This window comes from Caulobacter sp. Root655 (genome assembly GCF_001427665.1).
Taxonomy (GTDB): Bacteria; Pseudomonadota; Alphaproteobacteria; order Caulobacterales; family Caulobacteraceae; genus Caulobacter.
Genome location: NZ_LMHC01000012.1, coordinates 504,985 through 520,881, shown reverse-complemented (window position 1 = coordinate 520,881; position 15,897 = coordinate 504,985). Strand labels below are relative to the sequence as shown.

The window sequence follows — 15,897 nt, the reverse complement described above, 5'->3', positions numbered from 1 at the left end:
CTTCGGCCGAGCGGCGGAAGGGTCCTGTCCGGCGACGGTGCGACCTTCCGCCACGCTACGGTTAATGTCGTGGAAACCGCGCGCTCCGCAAGACTGGGCGGCGACGCGTGCTTCCGGACGTTCTAAATACCCGTGGTCTATGAAGTTTTCGCGCTCGCGGTCCATAACGGAGAGCGGCCGTGAACTTTGGCGATCTGAAAATCCCCCACAAGCTTCTGGCGGTCTTCGCCGTCATGCTGACCGCGATCGCGGTGATGGGCGTGATGCTTTACGTCAATCAGCGGGGGTATGAGGCTTCGGTCGATCGCACCGGACGGGCCCATGAATCGCTGCGCGCCGCCGACACCGCCGCCTTCCGCCTGACCCGCCAGGAAAACTCGCTGCGCGGCTTCCTGCTCTCGGGCGACGACTACTACGTCAAGCGTCTGGAAGAGGCCCACAAGCCCAAGTTCCTGGCCGCCCTGGACGACCTGCGCCAGCTGGCCAAGGGCGACGAGGCCGACCTGGCGCGCATCGCCGACGTCGACGCCGCCTACGCCAACTACCGCGCCCAGGCCATCGAGCCCGGCGAGACCCTGGGCGCCGATCCGGCGACCCGTCCGCAGGCGGTCGAGCTGGTCAAGCATGACGGTGTCGCCGACAAGGCGGTCGAGCCGGTCGAGAACGCCATCGAGGCGATCGTCAAGCAATCCGAAGCCGTCGTCGCCGCCGAGGCGACCGCTCAGAAGAAGGCTTCCCTGCAAGCCACCCTGGCCCTGATGATCGGCACGGGCGTCACCATCGCCATCGCCCTGGGCGGCGGCCTGCTGCTGACCGGCGCCATTGCCGGTCCGGTGGCGGCGATGACCGCCGCCATGCGCCGCCTGGCTTCGGGCGACAACGGCGTCGACGTCCCGGCCGCCGGCCGCAGGGACGAGATCGGCCAGATGGCCGCCGCCGTCGCCCACTTCAAGGAAGCGGCGATCGAGAAGATCCGCATCGAGGGGGCCGCCGCCAGCCAGCGCCAGGCCGCCGACGCCGAGCGCGCCGCCGTGGCCAGCGAGAAGGCCGAGGTCGAGCGCAGCGATTCGGTCAACATCGCCGCCCTGAACGAGGCGCTGGACCACCTGGCGGGCGGCGACCTGACCCACCGCATCACCATCCCGTTCTCGCCCAAGGCCGAGAGCCTGAAGTCCAACTTCAACGCCGCGGCCGATCGCATGCAGGACGCCATGAAGGCCATCGCGGCCGCCACCGGCGGGGTCAATGGCGGCGCCGACGAGATCGCCGTGGCCTCCGACGACCTGTCGCGCCGCACCGAGCAACAGGCCGCCAGCCTGGAAGAGACCGCCGCCGCCCTGGACCAGATCACCGCCACGGTGCGCAAGACCGCCGCCGGCGCCAAGGAGGCCTCGACCGTCGTCGCCGTGGCGCGCGGCGACGCCGAGAAGTCCGGCAAGATCGTCAGCCAGGCGGTCAGCGCCATGACCGAGATCGAGACCTCGTCCCACCAGGTCAGCCAGATCATCGGCGTCATCGACGAGATCGCCTTCCAGACCAACCTGCTGGCCCTGAACGCCGGGGTCGAGGCGGCGCGGGCCGGCGACGCGGGGCGCGGCTTCGCGGTCGTGGCCCAGGAAGTCCGCGCCCTGGCCCAGCGTTCGGCCGAAGCGGCCAAGGAGATCAAGACCCTGATCTCGACCTCGACCCAGCAGGTCGGGGCCGGTGTCAGCCTGGTCGGCCAGACCGGCGAGGCCCTGCAGCGCATCGTCGACCAGGTGGCGTCGATCGACACCCTGGTCAACGAGATCTCGGCCTCGGCGACCGAGCAGTCGACTGGCCTGCACGAGGTCAACACCGCCGTGAACCAGATGGACCAGGTCGTCCAGCGCAACGCCGCCATGGTCGAGGAAGCCACCGCCGCCGCCCACTCGCTGAAGGGCGAGGCCAATCAGCTGTCGGCCCTGGTCGGCCGCTTCCGGGTCGGCGCCGAAGCCGCCGCGCCGGCCTCGCGCGGCAGCGCCCCGGCCCGTCCCAACACTTCCGTCCGCCCGGGGCGTCCCGTCCCGTCGCGCGGCGGCGCGGCGGTCGCTGTCAAGAACGACGAATGGGAAGAGTTCTGATCCCCGAAGCTGGGGACAGGCCCATGGGCCTGTCCCCAACCGGTCCTAGAGCATTTCCCGACCTGATTGCATCAGGCCGGGGCTCTAGGTTTTTGTTTTAACGCATTTTCTTCACGCGAACCGGAAGCCACTTCGCTCGAAAATGCTCTAGTACCACCCCGCCTCGCGCAGCGCCCGAGCATAGGCCCGGCTGACCGGGGCTTCGACGCCGCCCTTCAGGGTCAGGGTGGCGCGGCCGTCGCCACGCTGGGCGTGTTCCACCGCGTCCTTGGCCACCCACCACGAGCGGTGGGTCTGGGCGCCCTCGACGCCCTCCAGTTCGGCCACGGCGTCGGACAGCCGCAGCAGGATCAGGTCCTGCCCCTTGGAGGTGTGCAGGCGCAGATAGTGGTCCTCCGATTCCACCGCATACAGGTCGCCGCCCCGCAGCCGCGGGGGAAGACGGTCCAGAAAGCGCGGCGGCGCGGCCCCGGCCGGCGCGGCGTGGGTCTGGAGCGGCTGGCGCTGGACCATGAAATTGAGGCCGGTCATGGCGCTGGTGATCAGCAGCACCGGCGGCAGGAACCCCGGCAGGGTGCGCAGGGACACGTCGTCATAGAACACCAGGCTCGTCACCAGCCACACCACGACCGTGAAGGGCAGGGTGATGCTCAGGGCCAGGATGGCGGCGTAGCGCCAAGGGGCGGCCTCGACCCGGCCGTCGCGGGCGAACAGCCAGCTGATCGCCGTGCCGACCAGCGCGCCAGTCAGGCACAGGCCGACCCAATAGGCCAGGCGCACGGCCAGCGGCGCGTCATCCATGCCGAACGCGCCGGTCAGGGCCAGGAACACGCCGGCCGCCGTCGAGATCCCCCAGCCGCGCAAGGCGGGCGGGGACAGCAAGGCCGTTCGCGAAGCGCCAACGGCGCGGGCCAGCCGCTCGCGCAACGGGACTGTCGACTGGCGCAGACGCGGTTGAGGCACGGTCCGGGACGCTCCTAGGGATCAAGGCGTGATGGCGGCGGTCCCGCCCTCGGACGCCTCGCTCGAGACCTGGAGATGAAGATGGATCGCGAAACCCTGTCAATGCGCCAGCAAGCCGGAAACGGTCGCTGGACCCTGATCGGCCTGGCCTCGGTCACCGCCGCGATCGCCCTGGCTTCACCGCAGGCCAAGGCGGTGATGGCCTGGATGGGGCTGCATCCGCGTCCGCCGCGCCTGGACCTGATCCTGGCCGCCTCGCCGGTCATCCAGCTGCACATCGCCGGCGCGCTGACGGCCCTGGCGATCGGCACGGTGCTGCTGGTCGGGATCAAGGGCACGCGGGTCCACAAGACCCTGGGCTGGGTCTGGGTCGTCGCCATGGCCCTGACGGCGGTCAGCTCGCTGTTCATCCGCCAGGTCAACCACGGCGCCTTCAGCTACATCCACCTGCTCAGCGGCTGGACGATCGTCGCCTTGCCGATGGCCGTCTACGCCGTCAAGCGCCGCAAGCTCTCCCTGCACCGGCGGATGATGACCGGCCTGTTCGTCGGAGGGCTGATCATCGCGGGCCTGCTGACCTTCCTGCCCGGCCGGCTGATGTGGGGGGTGTTCTTCGCGTGAAGCCCGCCCTTGCCACCACGCCCCGTCCGGGCCTATCCGAAGAGCAGCGTTACTCGCGCGGGGACCTCTTCTTCATGACCGCAGCCAAGCCTCGCGCCCGCACCGCCGGACGGGGCCGACCCGCCAAGGCGACGGGCCGGGACCTGAAGGAGACCATCCTCGACGCCGCCGAGGGATTGTTCGCGCGACACGGCTTCCACGGGGTGACCATCCGCCAGGTGGCGGCCGAGGCCGGCGTCGACACCGCCCTGATCCACTACTATTTCGGCGCCAAGCGCGAACTGTTCGACGCGGTGTTCCTGCGCCGGGCCGAGATCCTCAACACCGCCCGCGGCCTGTCGATGGACGCCTACGAGAAAAGCCACGCCGACCGGATGACCGTCGAGGGGGTGATCGAGGCCTTCATCGAGCCCCTGCTGCGCATCTCGCAGGACGGCGGCCAGGGCTGGAAGAGCTACTTCGCCCTGGTGGCCCAGGTGAACAACACCCCGGCCTGGGGCGGCGAGACCATGGCGCGGTTCTTCGACCCCGTCGTCCATCGCCTGGTCGAGACCCTGAAGGTCGTTCGTCCGGACGCGGAGTATCGCGATCTCTACTGGAGCTACCAGTTCCTGACCGGCTCGATGATGCTGGCCCTGTCGGAGACCGGCCGCATCGACTCCCTGTCCGAGGGCCAGTGCCATTCCAGCGACCTGGGCGCGGTGCGGGCCCGGCTGTTCGCCTATTGCGCCGCCGGCTTCGAGGCGGTGATCGCTCGCGCGCCAAAGGCCTGATCTCCGACTTTCCTGGCCTCGCGGGACGGTGGAACCATCATTTCATCACTTAGTGAAAAAAGACTAGCGCGAAACTCGCGTCTGGGTGACAGTGTCCTCCAATTCGCGGGGCAATGAATTCGCGAGCGCCGGGAAGTGCGTCCGTTCAGCGGAGCCGTCCGGCACGGGACGGAACGCATAGGGGAGGGGAAACCCAATGAAAACGATGCTCAAGCTCGCCTTGATGGCGGGCGCGGCCTGGTCCGCGACCGCCACGGTCGCGACGGCCCAAGACCAAACGCCGGCCGGCGCCAATTCCGCTTCGGTCGAAGAACTGGTCGTCACCGCCCGACGTCGCGAGGAAACCTTGAAGGACGTGCCGGTGGCCGTCTCGGCCTTCAGCGCCGAGACCCTGGAGCGCCAGGGCGCCAACGACATCACCACCCTGTCGCAGACGACGCCGAACATCACCGTGCAGACGGCGCGGGGGTCGAACTCGACCCTGATCTCCTACATCCGCGGCATCGGCCAGCAGGACCCGCTGTGGGGCTACGAGCCCGGCGTCGGCCTCTATGTCGATGACGTCTATATCTACCGCCCGCAGGGCGCGGTGCTCGACGTGTTCGACGTCCAGCGCATCGAAGTGCTGCGCGGCCCGCAGGGCACGCTGTACGGCCGCAACACCATCGGCGGCGCCATCAAGTATGTGACCAACAAGCTGGGCGACGAGGCCGGCGGCAAGATCAAGGGCACGTACGGCAGCTACGATCAAACCGACCTGCTGGTCGAGGGGCACGCGCCGGTCGGCGGCGGCCTGTCGGTGGGCGGCGCCTACGCGCTCTACAAGCGCGACGGCTACGGCAAGAACCTGACCAGCGGCAATGACCAGTACAACAAGGACGTCCAGGCCTATCGCCTCAGCGCCGAATACGCCCCGACCGACGCCCTGTTCTTCCGCCTGGCCTACGACAAGGTGAAGGACGACTCCAACGCCCGCCACGGTCACCGCGAACTGCCGGCCCTTGTCGGCGGCTATCGGGTGCTGGACGTCTATGACACCCAGGCCGGCCTGAGCGACGACAACTCAGTCGAGACCGAAGGCGTGTCGCTGACCGGCTCGTGGGCGGCAAGCCAATATCTGACGCTCAAGTCGATCACCGCCAGCCGCAAGGGCCACACGGACACCCACATCGACTTCGACGGCACGCCGCTGCCCACCCTCGACGTGCCGGCCACCTATGACGACCGCTCGTTCTCGCAGGAACTGCAGGCCGTCTACGCCGACGAAAACGTCCAGGGCGTGTTCGGCCTCTACTACATGAACAGCCAGGCCTCGGGCGAGTTCGACACCATCGCCGGCAACCTGGGCGTGGCGATCGCCGACGGCGGCAAGGTCAGCACCCAGAGTTTCGCGGCCTTCTTCGACGTCAGCGCCAGCTTCACCGACCGCTTCAAGGTCTCGCTCGGCGCCCGCGCCACTCGCGACCACAAGCGCAGCAACACTTTCCGCTTCTTCTATCTCGGCGCCACGCCCACCCCCTATCAGGGCGGCACGCCGCGCCCGATCCTGCAGGTGCGCACCAACTACAGCGCCGAGAAGACCTTCGAGCAGTTCACGCCGCGCCTCTCGGCCTCGTATGAGCTGACCGACGACCTGAACACCTACGTCTCCTACTCCAAGGGTTACAAGTCGGGCGGCTGGGACATGCGCGGCGACGCCTTCCTGACCCCGCAGACGGTCAACGGCTACCAGCCCGAAGTCGTCAACGCCTACGAGGCCGGCCTGAAGGGCTATCTGTTCGACCGCCGCCTGTCGTTCGCCTCGGCCGTCTTCCTGTCGAAGTACAAGGACCAGCAGGTCACCACCCAGGTCGTGGTGCCCAGCGGCATCGCCAGCTCGGTCGACAACGCCGGCTCGTCCACCCTGTACGGCGCCGAGTTCGAGGCCCAGGCCAAGTTCAACGCCAATCTCTCGGGCACGGTGGCGGTGGGCTACATCCACGCCAAGTACGACACCTTCAGCCGCTTCGTGCCGGCGGGCGCGCCGAACCCGGTGAACCCGTCGCAAACGATCCCGGCCGGCGGCCAGATCGTCAACGTGGCCGACCTGTACGGTTTCCAGAACACGCCGGAATGGACGGGCAATGTCAGCCTGACCTGGCAGGGCGACCTCGCCGGCGGCCGACTGATGGTCACCCCGATGGTCAGCTATCGCGACAGCTACCAGCAGTTCGAGCTGCCGCTGCCGCTGCTCGACCAGAAGGCCTTCACCCTGGTGGATCTGACCGCCAGCTGGGCGCCCGACAGCGGCCGCTACAAGATCTCTGTGGCGGGCAAGAACCTGACCGACGAGCGCTATCGCATCGGCGGCTATAACTTCGGCGTACCTACCTACAACAACTCGGTGATCGGCTTCTACGGCCCGCCGCGCACCTACTCCGCCTCGCTCGAGGTGAAGTTCTAGGGGCGCTCGCGGCCCCGCCTTCCGCGGCCTTCGCCGGGAAGACGGAAACGGGCCGGACCCCGGCTATCTGGCGACGGCCCGCTGCAACGGGTCGTCGCCACTTCTTTGATCGGACGATGGATCGCGTGATGAGCCAGACCAACAGCGACACTCCGGCCGGCCACGGCCCGCGCTACCGCTATGTCGTGCTGGCGATGCTGATCCTGGCCTACACGTTCAACTTCCTGGACCGGCAGATTCTCGGCATCCTGGCCGGGTCGATCAAGGCCGAGCTGAACCTGACCGACACCCAGCTGGGCCTGATGGGCGGGGTGGCCTTCGCCGCCCTCTACACCACCCTGGGCGTGCCGATCGCCTGGCTGGCCGACCGGGTCAGCCGCACCTGGATCATGACCGCCGCCCTGACCGTCTGGAGCGGCTTCACCGTCGCCTGCGGCTTCGCGGGCGGCTTCTGGTCGCTGTTCCTGTCGCGGATGGGGGTCGGGATCGGCGAGGCGGGCGGCGTGGCCCCGGCCTATTCGCTGATCAGCGACTATTTCCCCAAATCGCAGCGGGCCCGGGCCCTGGCGGTCTATTCCTTCGGCATCCCGCTGGGCACGGCGCTGGGCGTGCTGTTCGGCGGACTGATCGCCGCCTATGTCAACTGGCGCTTCGCCTTCATCGCCGTCGGCCTGGCCGGCGTGGTGCTGGCCCCGATCTTCAAGTGGGTGGTCAAGGACCCGGCGCGCGGCGGCATGGACGCGCAAGAGGGCGCTCCGGTCCCCGCCACCCCGCCCAAGGCCCCCGGCATGGGCCAGGTGCTGGCGACGATCCTGCCCAAGCCCAGTTTCTGGCTGCTGGCCTTCGGCGCGGCCAGCTCGTCGATCTGTGGCTACGGCGTGGCCTTCTGGCTGCCCACCTTCTTCCAGCGCAGCTTCGGCCTGGACCTGACCGAGCGGGCGATGTTCTACAGCGCCCTGTCGCTATTCGGCGGCGTGGCCGGCATCTGGCTCGGCGGCGTGCTGGCCGACCGGTTCGGGACGCGCAACAAGGCCGCCTACGCCCTGGCCCCGGCGATCTGTTTCCTGGTGGCCCTGCCGTGCTTCCTGCTGGCCATGAACGTCCATTCGCTGGCCCTGGCCTTCCTGCTGTTCCTGATCCCCACCGGCCTCAACCTGGCTTGGCTCGGTCCAGTGATCGCCGCCGTGCAACACCTGGCGCCGGCCTCGATGCGGACCACGACCTCGGCCCTGTTCCTGTTGATCAACAACCTGCTGGGCCTGGCGGTGGGCCTGTGGTTCTTCGGCTATGTCTCCGACCTGCTGGCCCCGCGCTACGGGGCGGAGTCGATGCGCCACGCCCTCTATTTCGGCCTGGGCTTCTACGTGCTGAGCGCCATACTGCTGATCCTGGCCTCGCTGCGGCTGAAGCGCGACTGGGTCGAGTAGCCGCGCCGATCGGAGCGCCACCGTTCCGACACGTTCAGGTTACAAGAGCGCGCTGACGAACGCGGGACTATGACCATGGGCGGCGACGACCGGCACATCTTCCACGACCCCTCCGGGCGACGGGACCGGCGGATGCGGCTGGTCCTGGGGATCACCCTGTCGGTCCTGGCCGCGGTGGTCGCCGCCTTCCTGGCCACCCTGGCCTTCGCCCCGCGCCTGCCGTTGGTGACCCTGAAGGACCCGCACGTCCTGTCGTCCCTGCACGACGCGACCGCCCATCGGCTGAAGCCGAACCTGGCCTGGCGCAAGGTTCCTCATCCGGCCGCCACGCCCGGGGCCGGGCCCGCGCGCCCGATCAGCGTCGGCTTCTATGTCAGCTGGGACGAGGACTCCCGCGAGTCCCTGCGCCGCAACATCGACAAGCTGGACGTGGTCTCGCCGCAGTGGGTGGCGCTGAAGGGCTCGGCCGGCGACGTGACGGTGGACGACGACCCGCAGGGCGTGGCCCGCATCGCCGCCGCGGCCAACCATCCCGCCGTGCTGCCGCTGGTCCACAACTCGGCCAACGCCAGGTTCGACGGTCCGCTGGCCGACGCCCTGCTGGCCGATCCGGCGGCGCGCCGCAAGCTGGTGGCCGGCCTGGCCGACCTGGCCGTCAAGCGCGGCTACGGCGGCTATGTCTTCGACCTGGAGAACCTGTCGGACAAGGGCCTGGCGAACTATTCCAAGCTGCTGGACGAGGCGCGCGCCGTCCTGAAGCCCCAGGGTCGCGAGGTCTGGGTCACCGCGCCGTTCGACGGCCAGGGCTGGCCGCTGAAGCGCCTGCAGGACGCCGCCGACACCCTGGTGCTGATGGCCTACGACCAGCATTACGCCGGCGGCGATCCCGGCCCCAACGCCGGCCAGGACTGGTACGAGACCGAGCTGGCCAAGGATTTCGCGCAACTGGACCCGGCTCGCGCCATCCTGGCGCTGGGCGCCTACGGCTATGACTGGACGCTGGGCAAGACGGAGGGCGGCAAGCCCGTCGCCGGCGACGCGGTGACCTTCCACGAGGCGATGCGCAACGCCCAGGACGCCGGCGCCGACATCGCCATGGACGAGAACGCGCTGAACCCGACCTACGACTATGTCGACGACGGCGGCGGCAAGCACAAGGTGTGGTTCCTGGACGCCACGACCCTGTTCAACCAGGTCAAGGTCACCGACGGCTGGCGGCCGCGCGGCTACGGCCTGTGGCGGATGGGCATGGAGGACCCCGGCGTCTGGAGCGTGCTGGGCAAGCCCTACGGCCAGGCCTCGGCCACCGCCCTGACGCGGATCCCGGCGGGCCAGAGCGTCGATTTCGACGGCGGCGGCGAGGTGCTGCGGGTCTCGGCCCTGCCCACCCCCGGCAAGCGGACCCTGACCTTCGATCCCGACACCGGCCTGATCGCCGACCAGAGCTACGACGCCATCCCCAGCTCCTACGTCATCGAACGCTACGGCCAGAAGCCGGGCCTGGTGGCCCTGACCTTCGACGACGGCCCCGACGCCCGCTGGACCTCGAAGATTCTCGACATCCTGAAAGAGAAGCGGGCCCCGGCCACCTTCTTCGTCATCGGCGAGAACATGCAGACCCGGCCCGACCTGGTGAAGCGGGAAGTGGCCGAGGGGCACGACGTCGGCAGCCACACCTGGACCCACCCCAACATCGGCGAAATTCCGATCGCCCAGACCGACGTCGAGCTGAACGCTACCCAGCGCCTGTTCGAGGTGATCACCGGCCGCTCGATGCGGCTGTTCCGTCCGCCGTTCTTCGGCGACGCCGAGCCCTCGACCCCGCACGAGGTGGCGCCGCTGGTGATCGCCCAGACTCTGGGCTATCTGGTCGTCGGCCTGCGCATCGACCCCGACGATTGGCAGAAGCCGCCGTCCCAGACGATCATCGACCGCACCCTGGAACGACTCGACCATCCCGGCGACCGGCCCGGCCAGGTGGTGCTGCTGCACGACGCCGGCGGCAACCGGGCCAACACCGTCGCGGCGCTGCCGGGCCTGATCGACGCCATCCGGGCCCGTGGCTACCGCCTGGTGACGGTCGGCGAGCTGGCCGGCATGACGCCCGCCCAGGTGATGCCGGTCAGCGACCGCGACCCGGTGGCCCTGACCCTGGATCGGGTTGGCTTCGGCTTGTTCCGTACACTGAAGACCGCGCTCACCGCCCTGTTCCTGACCGCCATCGCCCTGGGCCTGGCGCGGCTGGTGTTCCTGGCCTGCCTGGCCTTGGTCCATCGCTGGACCCACGAAAGCCCGGAGAACCTCGATCCGGAAAATGGCCCGCTGGTCAGCGTGCTGATCCCCTGCTTCAACGAGGAGAAGGTGATCGCCGCCTCGGTGGCGCGGATTCTGGAATCGGAATGGCGCAATATCGAGGTGCTGGTGCTGGACGACGGTTCGTCGGACGGCACGGCGGACGCGGTACGCAAGGCGCATGGCGATGATCCGCGCGTCATGCTGATGAGCTTCGAGAACGGCGGCAAGGCCCGGGCCGTCAACCGCGGCCTGGCCGTGGCCAAGGGCGACTATGTCGTCGCCCTGGACGCCGACACCCTGTTCCCACCCAAGACCATCGGCCGGCTGGTGCGCTGGTTCCAGGATCCGCGGATCGGCGCGGTGGCCGGCAACGCCATCGTCGGCAACCGGGTGAACATGGTCACCCGCTGGCAGGCGCTGGAATATGTCACCGCCCAGAACCTGGAGCGCCGGGCGCTGTCGGCCCTGGGCGCGGTGACCGTGGTGCCGGGCGCGGTCGGGGCCTGGCGCAAGAGCGTGTTGGACGAACTGGGCGGCTATCCGTCCGACACCCTGGCCGAGGACCAGGACCTGACCATCGCCTGCCAGCGGGCCGGCTGGAAGGTGGCCTTCGACCCGGCCGCCCAGGCCTTCACCGAGGCCCCCGACACGGTCGCTGGCCTGCTCAAGCAGCGTTTCCGCTGGTCGTTCGGCACCCTGCAATGCGTCTGGAAGCACCGCGCGGCCCTGTTCAACTCCAAGACCCCGGCCCTGGGCTTCGTGGCCCTGCCGCAGATCTGGCTGTTCCAGATCCTGCTGGCCGTCGCCGCGCCCCTGGTCGATCTGGCGGTGGTCTGGAGCCTGATCTCCGGTGTCTATGGCGCGATCGCCCATCCGGTGGAGTGGTCGCCCGACGACACCATCCGGGGGCTGCTCTACTGGGCGGTGTTCATCCTGGTCGACCTGTCGGCCGGGGCCCTGGGCATGGCCCTGGAGAAGCGCGCGCCGTGGGCCGACCTGCCCTACCTGCCGGTGCAGCGCTTCGGCTACCGGCAGCTGATGTACTACGTCGTCGTCAAGTCGGTGCTGACCGCCGCGCGCGGTGGCCGGGTCGGCTGGGGCAAGCTGGAGCGCCGGGCCACGGCCACGGTCAAGACCGGAGGGTAGGGCCCCAGGCTTGCCAGCCCGCCGCCGCCGTGGCCTAGCTTCGGTCAAGATCAGAGCGGGAAGACACCATGCGAGCGGCGATTGCGGCGGCCCTGATGTTGGCGACGGCGAGCGGGGCCGACGCCTTCGCGGCGGAGGCGCCGACGGGCGGGCATCCGATCCTCCAGGTCCAGCTCGGCCCGCAAATCCAGACGCCGGTCTCGGGCCGCCTGCTGGTTTTCGCCCAGCCGCTGGCCGCGGCCAAGGCGGCCGCCAAGGACGGCAAGGTCACCCGGGTCGAGCCCGATCCGTTCGGGGCCGAGAAGGGCAACATCTCGGCCCGCGAGGTCGCCACCGTCCAGCCGGGCGCGGTGATCGATATCGACCTGGACGGCGTCGCCGCGCCCCAGGCCTTTTCCCAGCTGCCGCCCGGCGACTACGCCGTGCAGGCGGTGCTCGATCAGAACCACAGCTACAACTATAACAGCCGGGGCCCAGGCGACCTGGTCAGCCCGGTGGTCGAGCTGAAGCTGCCGCTGGCGGCCGGAACCAAGCTGACCCTGGAAACCATCGAGCCGGCGACCGATCCCTGGAACCTGCCGGCCAGCGTCCCCGAGCAGCGCCGGGCGCTGCGGGTCGCGCTGCGGCCGCACGCCCACGAGATCGCCTTCGTCAGCCCGGCGCTCAGCGCCTTCTGGGGCCGGCCGATCACCCTGAAGGGCTGGGTGGTGACGCCGCCGGGCTACGAGGCCGGCAAGGACCGCTATCCGACCGTCTATTACACCACCGGCTTCGGCGGGACCGCCAACTCGCTGGTCGGCGTCGGGGCGAGCGTGTTCGACGGCATGGCCAAGGGTAGGGCGCCGCCGATGATCTGGGTGCTGCTGGACGAGAGCAGCGCCACCGGCACGCACGAGTTCGCCGACGGCGTCAACAACGGCCCTTGGGGGACGGCGCTCACCGAGGAGCTGATCCCCGACCTCGAGAAGCACTGGCGCATGGACGCCAAGGCCGGCGGCCGCTTTCTGAACGGCCATTCCTCCGGCGGCTGGGCGACCCTGTGGCTGCAGACCCGTTATCCCAAGGTGTTCGGCGGCACGTGGTCGACCTCGCCCGACCCCAGCGACTTCCACGACTTCAGCGGCGTCGACCTCTATGCCGCCGGCGCCAACATCTATTTCAAGCCCGACGGCTCGACCTGGCCGATCGCCCGCGACAAGGGCAAGGTCCTGGCCTCGTCACGCGACGCCACGCTGATGGAGGAGGCGCTGGGCGAGTATGGCGGCCAGATGCGCTCGTTCGACTGGGTGTTCTCGCCGCGCGGGCCCGACGGCCGGCCCATGCCGCTGTTCGACCGGGCGACCGGCGCGGTCGATCCCGTCGTCGCCGCCTATTGGCGCGACCACTACGACATCGCCGAGTGGCTGAAGCGCGACTGGCCGGCTCTGAAGCCCGACCTGGACGGCAAGGTCCACCTGATCGTCGGCGCGGCCGACACCTTCTATCTGGACGGCGCGGCCCATCGGCTGGAGGCGGTGATGAAGGGGCTCGGCGCGAAGACCGACTTCCGCTACCTGGAGGGTCGCACCCACTTCGACCTCTATGTGATCGGCGACGACGACCGGGCGCTGCTCGACCAGATCGCCTGGGAGATGTACGCGATCGCCCGACCGGGTGCGAAACCGCCGGTCGCCGCCGCCAAGCCGGGCGGCTGACCGCCGGGGTCGAACTGCCTCAATGGTAGCGGTAACCTAGACGCATTCGCCAAAGGCTCGGCAAAGCGGCGGTTGAAGTTCCGGAAGCTCACGATTGCGAGAAAAGTCCAACCCATTCCGAGGGTGGACGACTTCAGCCCACTTTTACACAAGAGCGGCGTAATCGGTCCAAGCGCGGTTGCGCCTGCGAAATAGCGCTCCTATAACCCGGCCACATTTCAGAAGCCGTCGCCGAGACCGGTCCCTCATGAACATTCACGAACACCAAGCCAAAGCCGTCCTCGCGGAGTTCGGCGCCCCAGTTCCGCGCGGCTATCCCGCCTTTACCGTCGAGGAAGCCGTCGCCGCCGCTGAGAAGCTGGGTGGTCCGGTGTTCGTCGTCAAAAGCCAGATCCACGCCGGTGGCCGCGGCAAGGGCAAGTTCGAGGGCCTGGGCCCCGACGCCAAGGGCGGCGTCCGCGTCGTCAAGTCGGTCGCCGACGTCAAGGCCTGCGCCGAGGAAATGCTCGGCCGCGTGCTGGTGACCCACCAGACCGGCCCCAAGGGCAAGCAGGTCAACCGCCTCTACATCGAAGAAGGCGCGGCGATCGCCAAGGAATTCTACCTGTCGCTGCTGGTCGACCGCGAGACCTCGATGGTCTCGGTGGTCGCCTCGACCGAAGGCGGCATGGATATCGAGGACGTCGCCCACGACACCCCCGAGAAGATCCACAGCTTCTCGATCGACCCGGCGACCGGCGTCTGGCCGACCCACGCGCGCGCCCTGGCCAAGGCCCTGGGCCTGACCGGCGGCCTCGCCAAGGAAGCCGCCACCCTGCTGAACCAGCTCTATGCGGCGTTCCTGGCCAAGGACATGGCCATGCTGGAAGTGAACCCGCTGATCGTCACCGCCGACGATCATCTGCGGGTGCTGGACGCCAAGGTGTCGTTCGACGGCAACTCGCTGTTCCGCCATCCGGACATCCGCGAGCTGCGCGACGAGACCGAGGAAGACCCCAAGGAAATCGAAGCCAGCAAGTTCGACCTCGCCTACATCGCCCTGGACGGCGAAATCGGCTGCATGGTCAACGGCGCGGGCCTGGCCATGGCCACCATGGACATCATCAAGCTGTACGGCGCCGAGCCGGCCAACTTCCTCGATGTCGGCGGCGGCGCCAGCAAGGAGAAGGTCACCGCGGCCTTCAAGATCATCACCGCCGACCCAGCCGTCAAAGGCATCCTGGTCAACATCTTCGGCGGCATCATGCGCTGCGACATCATCGCCGAGGGCGTCATCGCCGCGGTGAAGGAAGTCGGGCTGACGGTTCCGCTGGTCGTGCGCCTCGAGGGCACGAACGTCGAACTGGGTAAGAAAATCATCTCGGAAAGCGGCCTGAACGTCATCGCCGCCAACGATCTGTCCGACGGCGCCGAAAAGATCGTCGCCGCCGTGAAGGGTGCTCGCTAAATGTCGATCCTCATCGGTTCTGAAACCAAGGTCATCTGCCAGGGCATCACCGGCGCCCAGGGCACGTTCCACTCCGAACAGGCCATCGCCTACGGCACCAAGATGGTCGGCGGCGTGACCCCCGGCAAAGGCGGCCAGACCCACATCGGCCTGCCGGTGTTCGACACGGTCGGCGAAGCCCGCGAAGCCACCGGCGCCGACGCCTCGGTGATCTACGTCCCGCCGCCCTTCGCGGCCGACTCGATCCTGGAAGCCATCGACGCGCAGATCCCGCTGATCATCTGCATCACCGAAGGCATCCCGGTGCTGGACATGGTGAAGGTGAAGAAGGCCCTGCAAGGCAGCAAGTCGCGCCTGATCGGCCCCAACTGCCCCGGCGTCCTGACCCCGAACCAGTGCAAGATCGGCATCATGCCGGGTTCGATCTTCTCGAACGGCTCGGTCGGCGTCGTCTCGCGCTCGGGCACCCTGACCTATGAAGCGGTGTTCCAGACCACCAATGCGGGCCTGGGCCAGACCACGGCTGTCGGCATCGGCGGCGACCCGGTCAAGGGCACCGAGTTCATCGACATTCTTGAGCTCTTCCTGGCCGACGAAGCCACCAAGTCGATCGTCATGATCGGCGAAATCGGCGGCTCGGCCGAAGAGGAAGCCGCCCAGTTCATCGCCGACGAAGCCAAGCGCGGCCGCAGCAAACCCATGGTCGGCTTCATCGCCGGCCGCACGGCCCCTCCCGGCCGTCACATGGGCCACGCCGGCGCGATCATTTCGGGCGGCAAGGGCGGCGCGGAAGACAAGATCGCCGCGATGGAGGCCGCGGGCATCCGCGTCTCGCCGTCGCCGGCGCGCCTGGGCGACACCCTGCTCGAGGTGCTCAAGGGCTAAGACGACACCGAAACCCCGCCCCACGCGGGGCCCAGGTTTTTCCGACCGCCAGTCGACGATCCGAAAAAATCACCTGGGCCCCGCCGATCGGCGGGCGCCCG

The 15,897-nt window shown here is 68.7% G+C and carries 10 protein-coding genes; 9 read left to right on the top strand and 1 reads right to left on the bottom strand.

Annotated elements, in window-relative coordinates; all coding sequences use genetic code 11:
- Positions 1-179 precede the first annotated feature (179 nt).
- Positions 180-2,102 carry a methyl-accepting chemotaxis protein gene (locus tag ASD79_RS11385; protein WP_056721584.1) on the top strand — a complete coding sequence of 641 codons (1,923 nt, stop codon included), beginning with the start codon at positions 180-182 and terminating at the stop codon, positions 2,100-2,102.
- A 147-nt stretch (positions 2,103-2,249) separates the two neighbouring features.
- Here ASD79_RS11385 and ASD79_RS11380 read toward each other — a convergent pair whose 3' ends face one another.
- Positions 2,250-3,065, bottom strand: coding sequence for a LytTR family DNA-binding domain-containing protein (locus ASD79_RS11380; RefSeq protein ID WP_235524416.1), 816 nt, complete (start codon positions 3,063-3,065; stop codon positions 2,250-2,252).
- Between the two features lie 81 nt (positions 3,066-3,146).
- Here ASD79_RS11380 and ASD79_RS11375 point away from each other — a divergent pair, with 81 nt between their 5' ends.
- The 8 genes from ASD79_RS11375 (at position 3,147) to sucD (ending at position 15,796) form a co-directional block, all read left to right on the top strand.
- Positions 3,147-3,686 (top strand): DUF2306 domain-containing protein, encoded by a 540-nt coding sequence (locus ASD79_RS11375; RefSeq protein WP_056721704.1) that lies wholly within the window; start codon positions 3,147-3,149, stop codon positions 3,684-3,686.
- A gap of 74 nt (positions 3,687-3,760) precedes the next feature.
- On the top strand, positions 3,761-4,459 hold the full coding sequence (locus ASD79_RS11370; protein ID WP_056721583.1) for a TetR/AcrR family transcriptional regulator: 699 nt from the start codon (positions 3,761-3,763) through the stop codon (positions 4,457-4,459).
- 196 nt (positions 4,460-4,655) lie between these two features.
- Positions 4,656-6,902 (top strand): TonB-dependent receptor, encoded by a 2,247-nt coding sequence (locus ASD79_RS11365; protein WP_056721580.1) that lies wholly within the window; start codon positions 4,656-4,658, stop codon positions 6,900-6,902.
- 128 nt (positions 6,903-7,030) lie between these two features.
- A complete protein-coding gene (locus ASD79_RS11360) occupies positions 7,031-8,329 on the top strand; it encodes an MFS transporter (RefSeq protein WP_235524414.1) in 1,299 nt (432 codons plus the stop codon).
- A gap of 69 nt (positions 8,330-8,398) precedes the next feature.
- On the top strand, positions 8,399-11,770 hold the full coding sequence (locus ASD79_RS11355; RefSeq protein ID WP_235524412.1) for a glycosyltransferase: 3,372 nt from the start codon (positions 8,399-8,401) through the stop codon (positions 11,768-11,770).
- A gap of 68 nt (positions 11,771-11,838) precedes the next feature.
- Entirely contained in the window at positions 11,839-13,464 is a 1,626-nt protein-coding gene (locus tag ASD79_RS11350; protein WP_056721576.1) for an esterase family protein, read from the top strand.
- Positions 13,465-13,711: 247 nt separating this feature from the next.
- Positions 13,712-14,911 (top strand): ADP-forming succinate--CoA ligase subunit beta, encoded by a 1,200-nt coding sequence (gene sucC / locus ASD79_RS11345; RefSeq protein WP_056721575.1) that lies wholly within the window; start codon positions 13,712-13,714, stop codon positions 14,909-14,911.
- Positions 14,912-15,796: a succinate--CoA ligase subunit alpha gene (sucD, locus tag ASD79_RS11340; protein WP_056721573.1), complete on the top strand. Its 885-nt coding sequence runs from the start codon at positions 14,912-14,914 to the stop codon at positions 15,794-15,796.
- The last annotated feature ends 101 nt before the right edge of the window (positions 15,797-15,897 follow it).